We start from the raw sequence: 15,372 nt of genomic DNA, 5'->3' as shown, positions 1-15,372 counted from the left end.
CCGCGGCGGTGACGGTCTACGTCGATGACGCGGTGCATCCCTGGCGCGGACAGCGCTGGGCGCACCTGATGGCCGACACCCTGACCGAGCTGCACGCGATGGCGGCGCAGCTCGGCATCCCACCGCGGGCCTTCCAGAACAAGGCCAGCGGTGCCCACTACGATGTCACGGCCGAGCTGCGTACGCAGGCGATCGCGCTTGGCGCGCGAGCGATTTCCCGGCACACCGAGCGCGAACTGGTCAAGGCGGTGATCGCCAACGCCCGGGCGCAATACCGGCCATAGGCTCGGCTGCCGTTTGCCTCCTGTAGAGCCGGGCCGATGCTCGGCTGCTGTTCGCGGACTGCAGCCGAGCGCGGGCTCGGCTCTACATGCGCAGCGCTGCCTGCCCGCTCAGAACGGGTCGCTGCCCAGTCGGATCTCCACGTTCAGCAGCGAGCACAGCGCCAGCATCGCGTCGTCGTCACGGGTCAGCGCCATCACGCCGGTGAAGCCGTCGCTGCCGGTATCCACGCTCCACAGCGTGTAGTTGTGCTCGCGCAGGCGGTCAAAGGCGGTGGACATCAGCTGCACACCGTCCAGGTCCTCGGCGAAGTCCTCGTCATCCAGGTCGCCGCCCCAGTCCAGCTGCAGGTTGAAGCGCGCCGACAGCTCGTTGACCGCCGACTGCAGCGATTCCAGGTCGTCGCGCTCCACCTCGAAACCGGACTGCCAGGCGATGGCAGTGAACAGCGCCGGCAACCAGTCGCTGTCCGCTTCCAGCGGCTGCCCGTCCTCGGACAGGTGCTCGCGCCAGCGGTTGAACTGCTGCAGGGCCAACTCTTCGTCGCCCGGGTTGATCAGCACCAGCAGGTTCCAGACCCGCGCCTCGAATCCATCCTCGTCGAAGTCGTGGATGTCTTCCTCGAAGTCGAAATAGTCGCTGTTGTCGGGCATGGCGGAACGTCCTCTGGGGCAGGCCGGCATTCTACGGTTTATCCTGTGCCGCTGAAGCCGGCCTTGGTGGCCGTCACTGTGAATGAAGCGATGAGCGATACCCCTCCCGACCACCTGGCGATCAACCCGGCCAGCCCCTTCCATGATGCGCAGGCGCTGGAGCGCGGCGTCGGCGTGCGTTTCAACGACGTCGAGCGCGACAACGTCGAGGAATACTCGGTCAGCGAAGGCTGGATCCGCGTGCAGGCCGGCAAGGCCCGCGACCGCCGCGGCAACCCGATGACGATCAAGGTCAAGGGCAAGGTCGAGGTGTATTTCCTGGACCAGAAGCCGGAATAACCGGCTGTTCCGAGCTGGCGTCAGATCCCTTTCCTGCGGAAAGGGATCTGACCCCGCTCGACGGCGCATGGCCGCCGAGTCACTCGCGCTTGCGCGATTCCAGCAGGTCCAGGTTGCGGATCAGGCGCCGCGAGATCTCATCGGAGATCACCCCGCGCCGGGTCAACCGGAACAGCTCCTCACGCTCGGCATTGAGGCCGGCGCTGCGCAGCTGGCGGTAACCCAGCTCCATGCGCCGCACTTTCTCCGGGTCCACGTCGGGCCCGTCGTTGTCCTTCTCCAGGTGCCGCTGATACAGCAGGCTCACCCGCGAGGCAGCGTCGTTGTACAGCTGCACGTTCTCGGTGTTCTGGTTCATCACCAGCTGCTGGCGCATGCGCTCGACCCCGGCCAGCGCAGCCTTGGACGACAGCCGGCGTGCCAGGTCCTCTTCCTTGCGCTCGCCCGAATCGGCCGGCAGCTGCAGGCCCTTCAGCAGCTGCGGCAGCGCCACGCTGGCGCCGACCAGCGAGAACAGGATCACCGCCGCGGCCAGGAAGATCACCAGGTCGCGCGCCGGGAACGCGCTGCCATCAGGCAGGAACAACGGCAGGGTCAGCACGCCGGCCAGGGTGATCGCGCCGCGCACGCCGGCCACCGAGGTCGCCACCACGATGCGCCAGTTCGGTGCCTCGCCGCGTTCCAGGCCTCGGCGGCGTGCACGCAGCAGGTTCCAGCGCAGCGACAGCCATACCCACAGCAGGCGCAACAGGATCAGCGCCAGGTTGATCACCACCACGTACACCAGCAGCCACCATGCACTCTGGTGGCCGGACTCGTTCATGGTGGTGGTGGCACGCTCGACGATGCCGGGCAGCTGCTCGCCCAGCAGCACGAACATGATGCCGTTGAAGCTGAACTGCAGCATGTTCCAGACGCCCGCACGCTGTACGCGCATGCTGCCGGAGACACGGCCGGTCAGCTCGACGTAGCTCATCGCGATACCGGCCGCTACGGCAGCGAGGATACCCGAGGCATGGATTTCTTCGGCCAGCAGGTAGGCCGCGAACGGAATCAGCAGGTTGACCAGCATCGCCGCACCCGGTTCCTCGCCGAAGCGGCGCCACAACCAGCGCTGGAAGGTGGAGACACCGAGGGTGACCGCCACGCCCACCGCAAGGCCGGCCACCGCCACCCACAGGAAGGTCAGCGAGGCCGTGGCCAGCGAGAAGGAGCCGGTCATCACCGCCGCCACCGCGAAACGGAAGCAGACCAGGCCGGACGCATCGTTGAGCAGCGATTCGCCTTCCAGGATGTGCATCAGTCGTTTGGGAATCGGTGCCTTGGAGGCGATCGCGCCGACCGCCACCGGGTCGGTCGGCGAGACGATGGCCGCCAGCGCAAAGCACACCGCCAGCGGCATCACCGGAATCATCCAGTGGATCAGCAGGCCGGCACCGATGACGGTGAACACCACCAGGCCGAACGCCAGTTCGAGGATCGCGCCCTTGTCGCGGAACAGACCCTGCTTGGGGATGCGCCAGCCATCAAGGAACAGCAGCGGCGGCAGGAACAGCAGGAAGAACACCTCCGGCTCCAGCGCGTGGCCGCGGTTGAACACCCCGGCGATGACCGCGCCCAGGCCGATCTGCACCAGCGGCAGCGGCAACGAGAACGGGAGGACGCGAACCAGGTAGCCGCTGGCGACAACGGCCACCAGCATCGCCAGGACGACTTCAATGGTATGCATGCTTCTTCCAGGAAGCGGCGCGCGGGGAGGCTCGAAGGCCAGCGCCGGAAACCCGGAAAAAACTACCACATGCGGCCATGAGCGCGACGGCCGGGGCGGTCGCGCGTCAGCCCCGGCTCATGCCCCGTCGAAGCGGTACAGGTCCATGGCGAGGAAGCCGGCATCGATGCCGGCATCGATGCGGCGTGCACCGAAGCCGTCCTCGCCGGCTGCGCCCATCGCGAAGAACAGCGGCAGCAGGTGCTCGTCGGTCGGGTGCGCGCGTTCGGCGAACGGTGCCTGCCGGCGGTAGTCGAACAGGGCCTGGCGATCATCGGCGGCCAGGCGCTGCTCGACCCACTCGATGAAGGGCCGCACGTACGGCGCTTCCTTGCCGTCCTGGTAGTCGCCCCAGTCGTGCAGGTTGTGGGTGATGCTGCCCGAGCCGACCAGCAGCACGCCCTGCTCACGCAGTGGCGCCAGCGCGCGGCCCAGCGCGAACTGGTGCCCGGGGCCGAGCAACGGCTGGATCGACAGCGGCACCACGGGGATGTCGGCTTGCGGGCGCAGCAGCCGCAGCGGCACCCACGCGCCATGGTCGAGGCCACGCTGAGGGTCGAGCGCCACCGGCAGGCCGGCAGCGGCGATGCGGCGGGCCACTTCTTCGGCCAGCGCCGGATCGCCGGGCGCCGGGTACTGCAGTTCGAACAGCGCGCGCGGGAAGCCGCCGAAGTCATGGATCGTCGGCGGCTGCGGATGCGCGCCGACCAGCGGCTGCCGACCCAGCCAGTGCGCCGAGGCCATCACGATGGCGCGCGGCGTCGGCAGGTCGCGCGCCAGCTCGGCCAGGCGCACGCCGACCTGGCCCGGATGCAGGGCGGTCATCGGCGAGCCGTGGGAGATGTACAACGAAGGCAGGCGGGACATGGAATGCTCCAGTTGCAGGATCAGGCGGCGATCAGCGCGAACGCAGGGTCCACTTGCCGTCGCCGACCAGGAACAGCACCACCAGCGCCAGTGCCCAGAACGCGGGGTATTCCCAGCCGCCGCCGGCATTGGCGAAACCGAAGCCGTTGGCGCCGTGCACGGTGACGATGGTGCCCAGCAGCAGCGGCACGCCGACCAGGCCGACCCAGCGCGCGTAGATGCCCAGCAGCAACGCAGTGGTGATCACCAGCTCGGCGCCGATGGTGAGGTAACCCAGCACGCCGGGCAGGCCCAGCGATTCGAAGAATGCCGCCGTGCCCGCCGGGGTGAACACCAGCAGCTTGATCAGCGCATGGACCAGGAACAGCACGCCCAGGGCCAGGCGCAGCAGGGTGGCACCGTACGGGGCCAGCGGCGAAACGGGAGGGGGGGCGGTGTGCATGGGAAGCACCTTGAAGGGAGTGGATACAGGTTATTGCTACTTCACGAGCCGATAAATACGATCGTCTGACGGTATTTATTTCATAAGGCGCAACAATGGACACCCTCGAGGCGATGCGCGTGTTCGTAGCGGTGGTCGAGCGCAACGGCTTCAGTGCCGCGGCACAGGCCCTGGACATGTCGACCGCCGGCGTCACCCGCCAGGTCGCGGCACTGGAAAAGCGCCTGTCCACCCGCCTGCTCCACCGCACCACGCGGCGGGTCAGCCCCACCAGCACCGGCGCCGCCTATTACGCCCAGTGCGTGCGCCTGCTGGCCGAGTTCGACGCGCTGGAGGCCAGCATCGGCGCGCAAGCGCTGGAACCCTCGGGCACGCTGCGCATCAACGCACCGGTCAGCTGGGGCATCGCCCGCCTTGGCCCGTTGCTGGCCAGCTACCGCGAGCGCTTCCCGCAGGTGGAACTGGACCTGGCCCTGTCCGACCGCCTGGTGGACATGGTCGAGGAAGGCTACGACGTGGCCATCCGCATCACCCGCGAGCCGAGCCCGGCGCTGATCGCGCGCCGGCTGGGCGAATCGCGGGTGAGCCTGTGCGCGGCGCCGGCCTACCTGGCTGCACGCGGTACCCCACAGACGCCGCAGGATCTGCAGGATCACGCATGCCTGAGCTACAGCTACTGGGCCGCTGGCGACCACTGGCCGCTGCAGGGACCCGGCGGTGAAGTGAAGGTGGCGGTGAACAGCCTGCTGCACGCCAACAACGGCGACGTGCTGCGCGAAGCGGCGATCGCCGGCATGGGTGTGATCCTGCAACCCGACTTCCTGCTGGAAGACGCGCTGGCCGATGGCCGCCTGGTACGCGTGCTACCGGAATGGGAGGCCTCGCCGATCGGCATCTTCGCGGTGTATGCCAGCCGTAGCCACCTGGCGCCGAAGGTGCGCAGTTTCATCGACCACCTGGTGGAAACCGGGGTGTAGCCGAGTCTGGCGTTTGCCGGTAGTGCCGGCCGCTGGCCGGCAATCAGGCGCGTCCCGGTCCTGGGCGAATGCCGGCCAGCGGCCGGCACTACCACCTAGGCGGCCACCTCATCCAGCGCGTCGATGATCCGCTCCAGCGGCGCCGGCCGCCCCAGCAGGTAGCCCTGCACCTGGTCGCAGCCGTGCGCGGCCAGCCAGTCCAGCTGCCCCGGCGTTTCAACGCCCTCGGCGATGATGGTCAGGCCCATGCTGTGGCCGAGCGACAGCAATGCGCGGCAGATCGAGGCGTTGCGCGGATTGGTTTCCACGTCGGCGACGAAACTGCGATCGATCTTCAGGATGTCCAGCGGCAGGTGCTGCAGGTAGGACATGCTGGAATAGCCGGTGCCGAAATCGTCCAGCGACACGCTGATGCCCTGCTCGTGCAGGCGCTGCATGGTCTGCATCGCCTGCGCCGGCTTGCGCATCAGGCTGCTCTCGGTCAGCTCCACGTGCAGTGCGCCGCGGGCCAGTCCGAACTCCTGCTGGACGCGGGTGAACTCGGCCACCAGGTCGCTGTTGAAGAACTGCACTGCCGACACGTTGACCGCGATCGGCAGCTCGCCCCAACCGGCCTCGACCAGCCGCCGCTGTGCCTTCGCCGCGGCGCGGATCACCCAGCGGCCCAGTGCCAGGATCAACCCGGTGTCCTCGCACAGCTGGATGAACTCGTTGGGCGGGATGAAGCTGCCATCGGCCTGCGGCCAGCGCAGCAGGGCCTCCAGCGCGGCCGGGCTGCCATCGCTGGCGTGCCGGATCGGCTGGAAGTACAGCTGGAACTCGTTGTCGATGGCGGCATGGATGCGCCCGGCCAGGCGCAGGCGGTCGGCCAGCCGCGTGGTCACTGCCGCATCGAACCAGACCACCACGTTGCCCTCGGCACGCGCCGCGTGCGCGGCCTGCGCGGCCATGCCGATCACCTGCTCGGCGCTGTGGCCGTCACCGGCAGTGTGCACGGCCACACCGATGCGCGGTTCGAACTGGTGCAGTGAATCCTTGCCACGCATCGGCGCTGACACGATCTGCAGCAGGTCATCCAGCACGCGCTGGGTATCGTGCTCGGCCCCGATCGCGAACACGAAGTCTTCCGCCGGCTGGAATGCCAGCGTGCCGCAACGCGCCCCCAGTCCACCGAGCCGGGTCGCCATCGACTGCAGCACCGCATCGCCGATCTCACGGCCCAGCGTATCGGCCACAAGCTGCAGGCCACGCAACTGCACGAAGGCGATGGTGTAGCCCTGCTGCTGCTCGTCCAGCTGTTCGGTCAGGGCGCGCACGTTGAGCAGGCCAGTGGCCGGGTTGTGCCGTGCCCGATAGGCCAGGTCACGCTCGTAGGCCAGCCGTTCGCTGACATCCTCGGCCAGCACGAGGCACGCGGGTTGTCCGTCGAAATCGAGCTTGGACAGGTGTGCGCGCACCTCGAACACACTACCGTCCTTGCGCCGGTGCAGGCGCACGGTCGCGTCGGGTGGATCGCCCACCTGTGCGCGCTGGATGGCACCACGCACTTCGTCCCAGCCTTCGCGCGGGCGGATGTCGAGGATGCTCATCGACAGAAACTCGTCGCGGCTGTAGCCGTACTGGCGCACCGCAGCGTCGTTGACCTCGATGAAGCGCAGCGTATCCGGGTCGAACACCCAGAACGGTGCAGGATTGCGGTCGAACAGCAGCCGGAAGCGGCGCTCGACCTCGCTCACCTGCTCGCGCGCCTGGTAACGCTCACTCAGGTCGGTCAGCGCGCCGATCATGCGCCGCTCGCTGTCGGCCACTTCCACCCGCTGCCCACGTGCGCCCACCCAGCGCACCTCGCCCCCGGGCAATACCAGGCGGAACACCTGGTCGAGCACGGCGCTGCCGGCGAATGCCTGGTCAAAGGCATGCTGCAGGCGCGCGGCATCGTCGCGGTGCACGCGTGCGAAGAAATCGGCCACCGGCAGCGCATCGGTCTGCACGCCAAAGATCTCGCGCGCCAGCGGCGACCAGCGCAGCAGTGCGGCGTCCTCATCCACGTACCAGGTACAGACACGACCGACCTGGTGCGCAAGACGCAGCTCGGCGTGGCCTGTTTTCAGCTCCTCGGCCATGGCCTGCTGGCTGCGGGTGCTGCGCCGCACGGCGTACAGCAGCACCAGCAACACCGCGATGTAAGCCAGTACGATCGCCACCGACGCCTGCAGGTACGGCCACCACGGCGCCAGTACGTCTTCGTCGGCCAGGCCGACCTGCACCGCCAGCGGGCTGTGTTCCAGCGTGCTGATGGTGATGATGCGCGGTACGCCGTCGACCACACCCGGCACGCTTCCCAGCTCGACCACCGCCTGCGTGCCGAGCAGGTCACGGCGCGGCAGGTCGTAGCGGCGGCCCACCGTGCCGTGCGGATCAGGCACGCGGGCCAGCATGTAACCCTCGGCATCGCTGATCGAGACCAGTCCGTTGGGGCCGACATCGAGGCCGCCGACGATGCGTTGCAGTTCGCCACAGCGCAGCCGTGCCAGCAGCCAGCGTTCGCCGGCCATCGGCAGCGCCAACGGCACCACCCAACCGCCATCGCTGGCCCGCTGCGGCGGGCCGATGTACAAAGCGCTGCCCTGGCCACGACGCTGCGGGTCGGTCCACAGCGGCAGCTGCAGGTCGCCCTCGCCGGCCGTCAACGGTCGGCCATGGCGGTCGAGCACGGCGATGCTGTGCAGTTCGGCATGCCGGCCCAGCACGCCGCCGATGGAGGCATCCATCAAGGCCGGCGCCTGCGCCGGCACGCTGCGGAACAGCTCGGCGGCGTCGGCGGCGATGCCGGACAGGGCGCGCTCCAGGTTGCGCAGTTCCAGCGCCAGCAGGCGCTCGCTGCCCACCGCCAGCGCCCGGCTCTGCCGCTGTGCCGCTTCCAGGCGGCGGTGGTAGTCATTGACCAGCATGAGGGTCAGGCCGGTTACCAGCAGCACGCCCAGCAGCACTCCGCCCCAGGTAATGGCGCGCAGCGGGCGGGCCAACGCCCGTTTCAGCGCGGGCATCGGTTGATCTTCCTTGTGCAGTCGGCTGGCTTCATGCGCGAACGAATCCTCCACGTCCCCGACCTCAACGGCCGGTGGACGCCATTCTTGACGCCTGACCCGCCCCCGCATGGCCACCTCCCCGTGTCCGCGCAGGGCTCCAGGGTCCAGCATGCACCACCCCGGTGACGGCGTGAAGATCGCGTCTGCGCGTTCAGCCAGATCCTGCACAGGACGGGCGGCGCAAGGACGCGGCCAGTGGCGCCGGAGCGGATTAGACTTGGGGTTTTCCGCTGCAAGAGAAGTCCATGTCCAAGCTGCGCCGTCCCACCCTGGCGCTGGCCATCGTTGCCAGCCTGTCCCTGGCCGCCTGTGACCGCCCGGCCGAACCGGCCGCCGGTGCCACCGCGCCGGCCGATGCCGCCCCCGCTGCGGCCAAGCCGATGCTGGGCAGTTTCGGCTTCGATGCCAGCGGCATGGATCGCAGCATCGCCGCCGGCGACGACTTCTTCGGCTTCGCCAATGGCTCCTGGGTGAAGAACACCGAGATTCCGGCCGACCGCTCGCGCTTCGGCAGCTTCAACGTCATTGCCGAGAAGACCCTGGCCGACACCCGCGCCATCCTTGAAGGGGCGGCCGGCAACACCAAGGCCAGCGGTGACGACAAGCTGATCGGCGATTACTACGCCGCCTACATGGACGAGGCTGGCATCGAGCAGCGCGGTCTGGCGCCGGTGCAGCCGCAGCTGAAGGCCATCGATGCGATCGCCGACAAGGCCGGGCTGGCCCGCGCCCTCGGCGGCGACCTGCGCGCCGACGTCGACCTGCTCAACGCCACCAACTTCTACACCGACCGCCTGTTCGGCCTGTGGGTCTCGGTGGACCTGCTGCAGCCGGACCGCACCGCGCCGTACCTGGTGCAGGGCGGGCTGGGCATGCCCGACCGTGACTTCTACCTGGGCGATGGCCGCATGGCCGAGCTGCGCAAGCAGTACCAGGCCTACATCGCGCAGATGCTGCAACTGGCCGGTGTGGCCGACCCGGCTGGCAAGGCGCAGCGCATCCTGGCGCTGGAAACGAAGATCGCGCAGGCGCATGCCACCCAGGAAGAAACCAATGATGTGACCAAGGGTGCCAATCCGTGGACCCAGGCCGACTTCAATGCCAAGGCGCCCGGCATGGACTGGAGCGCGTTCCTCGATGCGGCCGCGCTGGGCAACCAGCAGGACTTCATCGTGTGGCAGCCCAAGGCCGTGGCCGGCCTGTCCAGGCTGGTCGCCACCGAGCCGCTGGACGCCTGGAAGGACTACCTGGCCTTCCACGCGCTGGACCGTGCCGCCGCCTACCTGCCGAAGAAGTTCGCCGATGCCCGCTTCGCCTTCCATGGCACCGCGCTGAGCGGCACGCCGCAGCAGAGCGACCGCTGGAAGCGCGCCGTGGATGATGCCAACCATGCCGTCGGCGAAGCGATCGGCAAGCGTTACGTCGAAAAGCACTTCGACGCGAAGACCAAGGAACGCGCGGACGAGATGGCCAAGAACATCATTGCCGCCTTCGCCAAGCGCATCGACGCGCTGGCGTGGATGTCGCCGCAGACCAAGGCGAGCGCCAAGGCGAAGGTGGCCGGCCTGACCGTGGGCATGGGCTATCCGGAAAAGTGGCGCGACTACACCGGCCTTGAGATTCGCCGTGATGACCCGCTGGGCAATGCGCAGCGCGCCGAGCTGTTCGAGTACCAGCGCAACATCGCCAAGCTGGGCAAGCCGGTCGACCACAGCGAGTGGGCGATGCTGCCGCAGACCATCAATGCGATGAACGTACCGCTGGAAAACCGCCTGGTGTTCCCGGCGGCGATCCTGCAGCCGCCGTTCTTCGACGGCGCCGCCGACGACGCGGTGAACTACGGTGCGATCGGCGCGGTGATCGGCCACGAGATCAGCCATGGCTTCGACAACGCCGGTGCGCTGTTCGATGAAACCGGCAAGCTGCACAACTGGTGGACCCCCGAGGACCTGAAGCAGTTCAACGCCGCCGGTGATGCGCTGGCCGCGCAGTTCAGCAGCTACGAGCCGTTCCCGGGCGTGCATGTGAACGGCAAGCTGACCCTGGGTGAGAACATCGCCGACGTGGCCGGCCTGGGCACCGCCTACGATGCCTACCAGCTGTCGCTGCAGGGCAAGCCGGGCCAGACCCTGGAAGGCTTCACCCCGGACCAGCGCTTCTTCCTCGGCTTCGCCCAGGCCTGGCGCAGCAAGAGCCGCGAGCAGGCGCTGCGCAACTCGCTGCTGACCGATGTGCATGCACCGGGCCAGTTCCGCGCACTGACCGTGCGCAACATCGACGCCTGGTACCCGGCGTTCGAGGTGAAGGAAGGCCAGAAGCTGTACCTGGCCCCGGACAAGCGGGTCAAGGTGTGGTGATGTAACCGGAACGGGCGCCGCAAGGCGCCCGTTTCACTTGCGGGTAGCTGCCAACCTTGGTTGGCGCTTCCGCGGCACCGCGTGAAAGGCGTGCCAACCAAGTTTGGCACCTACCAGGCAACCGCGGGCCACTCGCGCAGGATCTCCACCGGAGCGCCCATGCGTGCACAGGCGCGACTGGCCAGGCCATCGGGCAGTGCGCGGCGGAACAGCGGCGCCATGCCCTGCATCAGCTTCGCAGACGCCGCCGCCTGCGCGCGCTGGCGGCCACTGCGTTCAAGCATGCCTTCGGCCCAGTCCGGCAGCAGCGCCGCGCCCGCACCGAGGAACACCTCGCGCGACAGCCCCGGCACCGGTACCGGCAGGCGCACGCCGGACAGCACCTCCAGCACCTCGCGCGAGCGCTCATCCACACGCAGCTCCGGCTGACGTGCACAGAAGTACGCCGCCACTTCCGCTTCGCTGCGCGGCACATCCACCGCGCCCAGTGCCTCGGCCACGCAACGGTACTCGTCGTAATAGCGATCGGCGATGTGCGCCGGCACCTCGCGCCCGTAGCGTCGGAAACCCTGCAGGAAACCGAAGGCTTCGGTCACGTGCACCCAGGTCAGCAGTTGCGGATCGTCGGCGGCGTAGGGCTCGCCCTGCGCGGTCTGCCCGCGGATCTGCGCATGGATGCGGCGCACCCTGGCCACCAGCGCCTCCACCTCGCCGCTGGGCGCATAGCTGGTGCCGGCAACGAAGGCCGTGGTGCGGCGCAGCCGACCCACCAGGTCCTGGCGGAAATTGGAGTGGTCATAGACCCCGGCCAGCGCGCGTGGGTGCAGTGTCTGCAGCATCAGCGCGCACAGGCCACCGGCGAGCATCGAGGGGAATTCGGCGTGCAGCCGCCAGGTGACGCTGTCCGGGCCGAACCAGCCCGGGTCGCCCTGCGGATGGTCGTAATCGATGCCGCTCTGGCCGCGCGGGAAGGCGTCCAGTACCCAGCGTCGGATCGGCGCGGTGACGGGGCGGGAGAGTCGCTGCAGCAAAGCCGGCATCACAGGTCCAGGAAAGGCGGAAGAACAGTCGCGTCTTGCGCGGTTGGCTCCGATTCTCGGCGATCACGCCTCCGGCGGCGAGCCTCCCCGCTCAGCGACGGTTTCATGTGCGGCCGCAGCACGTTTCACCCTGCGACATCCTGTCGCAGGCTGCGACTGCGATGATGCAATGCATCAATTTTCACCCCCGCCGGGCAAACCCTTGCGCCGCTTGGCATTGCCCCCGTTGCACGGCCCGCTGGAAGTGCTAGAACTGGACCTGCCACACCGTCCAATGCTGATCGACGCACGTTCCACAAGGAGCCAGCCATGATTGCTTTGTTCAAGGGTTTGGGAATTCTGCTTCGCGACAACGAGCTCTACAGCAGCCCGTTCGACAAACAGGTGGCGCACTGGCGCAACCTGAGCGAGCAGCAGATCCGCGATGAAGTGGCGGTGCTGGCCCAGGCCAAGTGCCAGTGGCTGATCGCCTCGATCGTCGGCTGGCAGGCGGCCTCGCTGCTGATCCTGGGCCTGATCGCCAACTACCTGTGGCGCGATGACTTCCATATCACCTTCACCCGCGTGGTGATCGTGTTCGGTTCGTGGGTCTCGATCCTGTTCGTGATCTGGTTCATGGCCAACATGTTCGATCAGCAGGCCGGCTTCGAGCGCTGGATGAAGGCGTTCAACAGCCGCGCCCGCATCAGTTCCAAGGCCGACAGCGTCGAACACGTGGCCGAGGCGCTGGACCTGGCCGAGCACTACCCGGAAGTGCTGGACTACAAGCAGGCGGTCACCGCCAGGCGCGAACTGCGCCACGAGGACATCCGCATCATGACCGAGATCGGCCGGATGAAGCAGCACTCCGAACTGGTCGGCCGCCTCAACCATGTGGGCGAGACCGAGCACCATCACGACCTGACACTGCAACCTGCCTACTGAGCCTTCAGGGAAGCGGGGGGACCCACACTGCCACCGTGATCACTCACGGTGGCAGTGTTCTATCGGGTCCTGGCTGACGCACTGGCGGAAGCCGCCGGGCAGGCCACGCATGGCCTCGGTCTTGCCTGCCGCAACTGCGAACCGGCGCAGCGGCGGTGTGGTACACGCCGCATCGGGGCTGCAGCCCGGATCGAGCACCAGGTAGTGGCAGGCACCACTGCTGCTGGCAATGCACTGGAAACGAGCCTCGCCATCGACGACGGTAGCCTTGCTGTACAGCGTGTCCACGCCGTTGGCGTGGGTGCGCGTGATCGAGGTGTTGCGGGACCTTTCGCAGCCGGCCAACGCCAGCACGACAATGCACGCAATCAACAGTCGGGGCATGTTCGTTCCTCGGTGAAGGGGATGCTGCTGCGGCTACATGCCGCGGAACAGGCTCATGAACGGCTGGCTGACCACCAGCGTCTCCGTGCGCCCGCGCAGGCGCAGCACGCCGCGCCCGGTATCGTCGCGGCTGACCGCCGCCACCGCCTTCATGTTGACGATGGTCGAACGATGGATCTGGCGGAAGTGCTGCGCATCGAGCACTTCCAGCAGCTCGCGCAATGGCGTGCGCAGCAGGCTTTCGCCGCTGGCGGTGACCACGGTCGTGTACTTGTTGTCCGCGCGGAAGTAGGCCACGTCTTCCAGCATGATCAGCTGCGTCTCGCGCCCGTTGCTGGCGGTGATCCAGGCCAGTGGCGGGCGCTCGGCAGCGCCCTGCGATGGGCCCAGCCGCTGCAGCAGGCGCTCCAGCACGGCATCGTCCTGGCGCGTCGATGGCAGCCGCGACAGGATGCGCTCGCGGGTGGCCAGCAGGCGCTCGTCGCTGACCGGCTTCAACAGGTAATCCATCGCGCCCTGCTCGAACGCATCGATGGCGTACTGGTCGTAGGCGGTGACGAACACTACCTGGGTGCGCGGACTCAGCTCGGACAGCGAGCGCGCCACCTCGATGCCGCTGATGCCAGGCATGCGGATATCGAGAAAGGCGATGTCCGGCTGCTTCTCGGCCAGCTGCTCCAGTGCGCTGGCACCATCCTCGCACTCGGCCACCAGCGCGAGGTCCGGCCACAGCCGGCCCAGCTGCTCCACCAGTGACTGCCGCAGCAGGTCCTCGTCTTCGGCGATCAGGGCTTCAAGCGGCATGGCTGCGCTCCTTGTGCGACTGCGGCAGGGTCATGGTCGCTGCCACGCCGCTGGGGAAGTTGGCGACGATCGCCACGCCGGCCTGCTCACCGCAGGTCAGGCGCAGGCGCTCGCGCAGGTTCTTCAGGCCGATGCCGGTACCACTGGTGCCCTGGCCGAAGCCGAGCCCATCGTCGGCCACGGTCACCGTCACGTGGTCATCGAAGCCGCGCGCCAGGATCCAGATCGTGCCTCCGCCGGGCTTGGGTTCAAGGCCATGCTTGATCGCGTTTTCCACCAGCGTCTGCAGCGCCATCGCCGGCAGGTGCACGCCATGCAGTTCGTTGGGCACCTGCACTTCCACCGCCAGCCGTGCGCCCATACGGATGCGCAGGATCTCCAGGTAGGCGCGGGTGCGTTCCAGCTCCACGCCCAGCGTGGACACCGATTCGTCCACCTGTGGCAACGAGCTGCGCAGGTACTGGATCAGGTGGCCGAGCATCTGTTCGGCCCGTGCCGGGTCGGTGCGGGTCAATACCTGCGCGTTGGCCAGCGTGTTGTAGAGGAAGTGCGGTTCCACCTGCGCATGCAGCAGGTTCAGCCGCGCCACCGACAGTTCCTTTTCCACCTGGGTCTGTTCGGCCGCAGCCTGTTCGTCGCGGCGCTGGTCGGCGACGCGGCGACTGATCGCGCGGGTGACTGCTTCGGCGTTCTCGAAGTTGCTGCCCTCGTCCAGCGCCAGCAGGTCGGCCCACCAGCCGGCATCGGGTTCGAACAGCAGGGTAACGGTGCTGGTGCCCTGCCCCGGCGTGACCGTGGCCAGCACGCTGTTGCGCTTGATCGCCAGCCGCGCCGGCAGGTTCCAGCGCGAGGGCTGACGCCCATTCCAGAGATCCACGCGGCGAACATAGGCGCGCACCTGCAGGCTGCCGGCCGAGCTTTCCACATCCTCCACGCGGGGAAGTTCGGCGATCGCCGCTTCCACTACCGAGAACGCGTGGCCGGCGTCCATCGGCAGTTCTATCTGGCGGCGCTGGCGCCCGGACAAGGTGGTGGCATCCAGGCGACCGGCCACCAGCCAGACCCGGCGGATATGGGTGATGGCACTGCCCAGCGCGGAAATGATCAGGAACATCGCCAGCAGGCCGAAAATCCAGCCCGGGCCATCGTTCATGCCACTGAAGATGCCGCTCCAGACCATGCCTGCGACGAACAGCGCCGCAGCCCAGGCCAGCAGATGACGTAACAGGAGAGAAAGGCTGGCGAACACGGCGGCGCCTTGGAGGAAGGGGGTGAGCCGAGCATAGGGCGGCCCGCCGGGCAAGCAAGCGGCCTGCGACGAAGGGCCGGAAAGTGCGGATGGAAGCCGCTATGGAAATGCCGGGAACGCGCCTGCGCATTCGCGCTGGCGCTCCCACGGCTCGCCTGCGCAAGCCGTGGGCCCCATCTCACCAGCACCCACATCCC

General features: G+C 68.0%; 14 protein-coding genes. 5 read left to right on the top strand and 9 right to left on the bottom strand.

Going from position 1 to position 15,372, the window contains the following annotated elements:
• The first annotated feature begins 8 nt into the window (after positions 1 to 8).
• A complete protein-coding gene (locus PEM_RS00720; RefSeq protein WP_111129476.1) occupies positions 9 to 284 on the top strand; it encodes a DUF4031 domain-containing protein in 276 nt (91 codons plus the stop codon).
• Positions 285 to 392: 108 nt separating this feature from the next.
• On the opposite strand, the gene PEM_RS00715 is transcribed toward PEM_RS00720, so the two are convergent.
• Complete coding sequence (locus PEM_RS00715) at positions 393 to 935, bottom strand: hypothetical protein (protein ID WP_053498070.1); 543 nt, start codon at positions 933 to 935, stop codon at positions 393 to 395.
• Positions 936 to 1,025: 90 nt separating this feature from the next.
• Between PEM_RS00715 and PEM_RS00710 the strand changes: the two genes are divergently transcribed.
• Positions 1,026 to 1,274 (top strand): DUF3297 family protein, encoded by a 249-nt coding sequence (locus tag PEM_RS00710; protein WP_005415112.1) that lies wholly within the window; start codon positions 1,026 to 1,028, stop codon positions 1,272 to 1,274.
• A 79-nt stretch (positions 1,275 to 1,353) separates the two neighbouring features.
• Here the strand turns inward: PEM_RS00710 and PEM_RS00705 are convergent, their stop codons facing one another.
• The 3 genes from PEM_RS00705 to PEM_RS00695 form a co-directional block, all read right to left on the bottom strand.
• The gene (locus PEM_RS00705) at positions 1,354 to 3,003 is read right to left on the bottom strand and encodes a Na+/H+ antiporter (protein ID WP_005415111.1); all 1,650 of its coding nucleotides are present in this window, start codon (positions 3,001 to 3,003) and stop codon (positions 1,354 to 1,356) included.
• Between the two features lie 117 nt (positions 3,004 to 3,120).
• Complete coding sequence (locus PEM_RS00700) at positions 3,121 to 3,909, bottom strand: class III extradiol ring-cleavage dioxygenase (RefSeq protein WP_111129474.1); 789 nt, start codon at positions 3,907 to 3,909, stop codon at positions 3,121 to 3,123.
• Positions 3,910 to 3,940: 31 nt separating this feature from the next.
• Complete coding sequence (locus tag PEM_RS00695; RefSeq protein ID WP_065186682.1) at positions 3,941 to 4,351, bottom strand: DoxX family protein; 411 nt, start codon at positions 4,349 to 4,351, stop codon at positions 3,941 to 3,943.
• Between the two features lie 95 nt (positions 4,352 to 4,446).
• On the opposite strand from PEM_RS00695, the gene PEM_RS00690 reads away from it, so the two are divergent.
• Entirely contained in the window at positions 4,447 to 5,328 is an 882-nt protein-coding gene (locus PEM_RS00690) for a LysR family transcriptional regulator (protein WP_111129472.1), read from the top strand.
• A gap of 95 nt (positions 5,329 to 5,423) precedes the next feature.
• Here PEM_RS00690 and PEM_RS00685 read toward each other — a convergent pair whose 3' ends face one another.
• The gene (locus PEM_RS00685) at positions 5,424 to 8,486 is read right to left on the bottom strand and encodes an EAL domain-containing protein (RefSeq protein WP_111129470.1); all 3,063 of its coding nucleotides are present in this window, start codon (positions 8,484 to 8,486) and stop codon (positions 5,424 to 5,426) included.
• A gap of 176 nt (positions 8,487 to 8,662) precedes the next feature.
• On the opposite strand from PEM_RS00685, the gene PEM_RS00680 reads away from it, so the two are divergent.
• Complete coding sequence (locus tag PEM_RS00680) at positions 8,663 to 10,774, top strand: M13 family metallopeptidase (RefSeq protein WP_111129468.1); 2,112 nt, start codon at positions 8,663 to 8,665, stop codon at positions 10,772 to 10,774.
• A gap of 110 nt (positions 10,775 to 10,884) precedes the next feature.
• Here PEM_RS00680 and PEM_RS00675 read toward each other — a convergent pair whose 3' ends face one another.
• Positions 10,885 to 11,814: an oxygenase MpaB family protein gene (locus tag PEM_RS00675; protein ID WP_019336401.1), complete on the bottom strand. Its 930-nt coding sequence runs from the start codon at positions 11,812 to 11,814 to the stop codon at positions 10,885 to 10,887.
• Positions 11,815 to 12,123: 309 nt separating this feature from the next.
• Between PEM_RS00675 and PEM_RS00670 the strand changes: the two genes are divergently transcribed.
• Positions 12,124 to 12,738 carry a hypothetical protein gene (locus PEM_RS00670; protein WP_049411437.1) on the top strand — a complete coding sequence of 205 codons (615 nt, stop codon included), beginning with the start codon at positions 12,124 to 12,126 and terminating at the stop codon, positions 12,736 to 12,738.
• 39 nt (positions 12,739 to 12,777) lie between these two features.
• On the opposite strand, the gene PEM_RS00665 is transcribed toward PEM_RS00670, so the two are convergent.
• The 3 genes from PEM_RS00665 to PEM_RS00655 are packed head-to-tail and all read right to left on the bottom strand — an operon-like array spanning position 12,778 to position 15,175.
• Entirely contained in the window at positions 12,778 to 13,122 is a 345-nt protein-coding gene (locus PEM_RS00665) for a hypothetical protein (protein ID WP_111129466.1), read from the bottom strand.
• Positions 13,123 to 13,155: 33 nt separating this feature from the next.
• Positions 13,156 to 13,926: a LytTR family DNA-binding domain-containing protein gene (locus PEM_RS00660; RefSeq protein WP_111129464.1), complete on the bottom strand. Its 771-nt coding sequence runs from the start codon at positions 13,924 to 13,926 to the stop codon at positions 13,156 to 13,158.
• On the bottom strand, positions 13,916 to 15,175 hold the full coding sequence (locus tag PEM_RS00655; RefSeq protein WP_021204365.1) for a histidine kinase: 1,260 nt from the start codon (positions 15,173 to 15,175) through the stop codon (positions 13,916 to 13,918). Before PEM_RS00655 ends, PEM_RS00660 begins: the two co-directional genes overlap by 11 nt.
• Positions 15,176 to 15,372: the final 197 nt, after the last annotated feature.

It is taken from the genome of Stenotrophomonas sp. Pemsol, from assembly GCF_003586545.1.
Classification (GTDB): domain Bacteria; phylum Pseudomonadota; class Gammaproteobacteria; order Xanthomonadales; family Xanthomonadaceae; genus Stenotrophomonas; species Stenotrophomonas sepilia.
The sequence above is the reverse complement of the archived record's forward strand: the minus strand, read 5'-3'. Positions and strand labels throughout refer to the sequence as shown.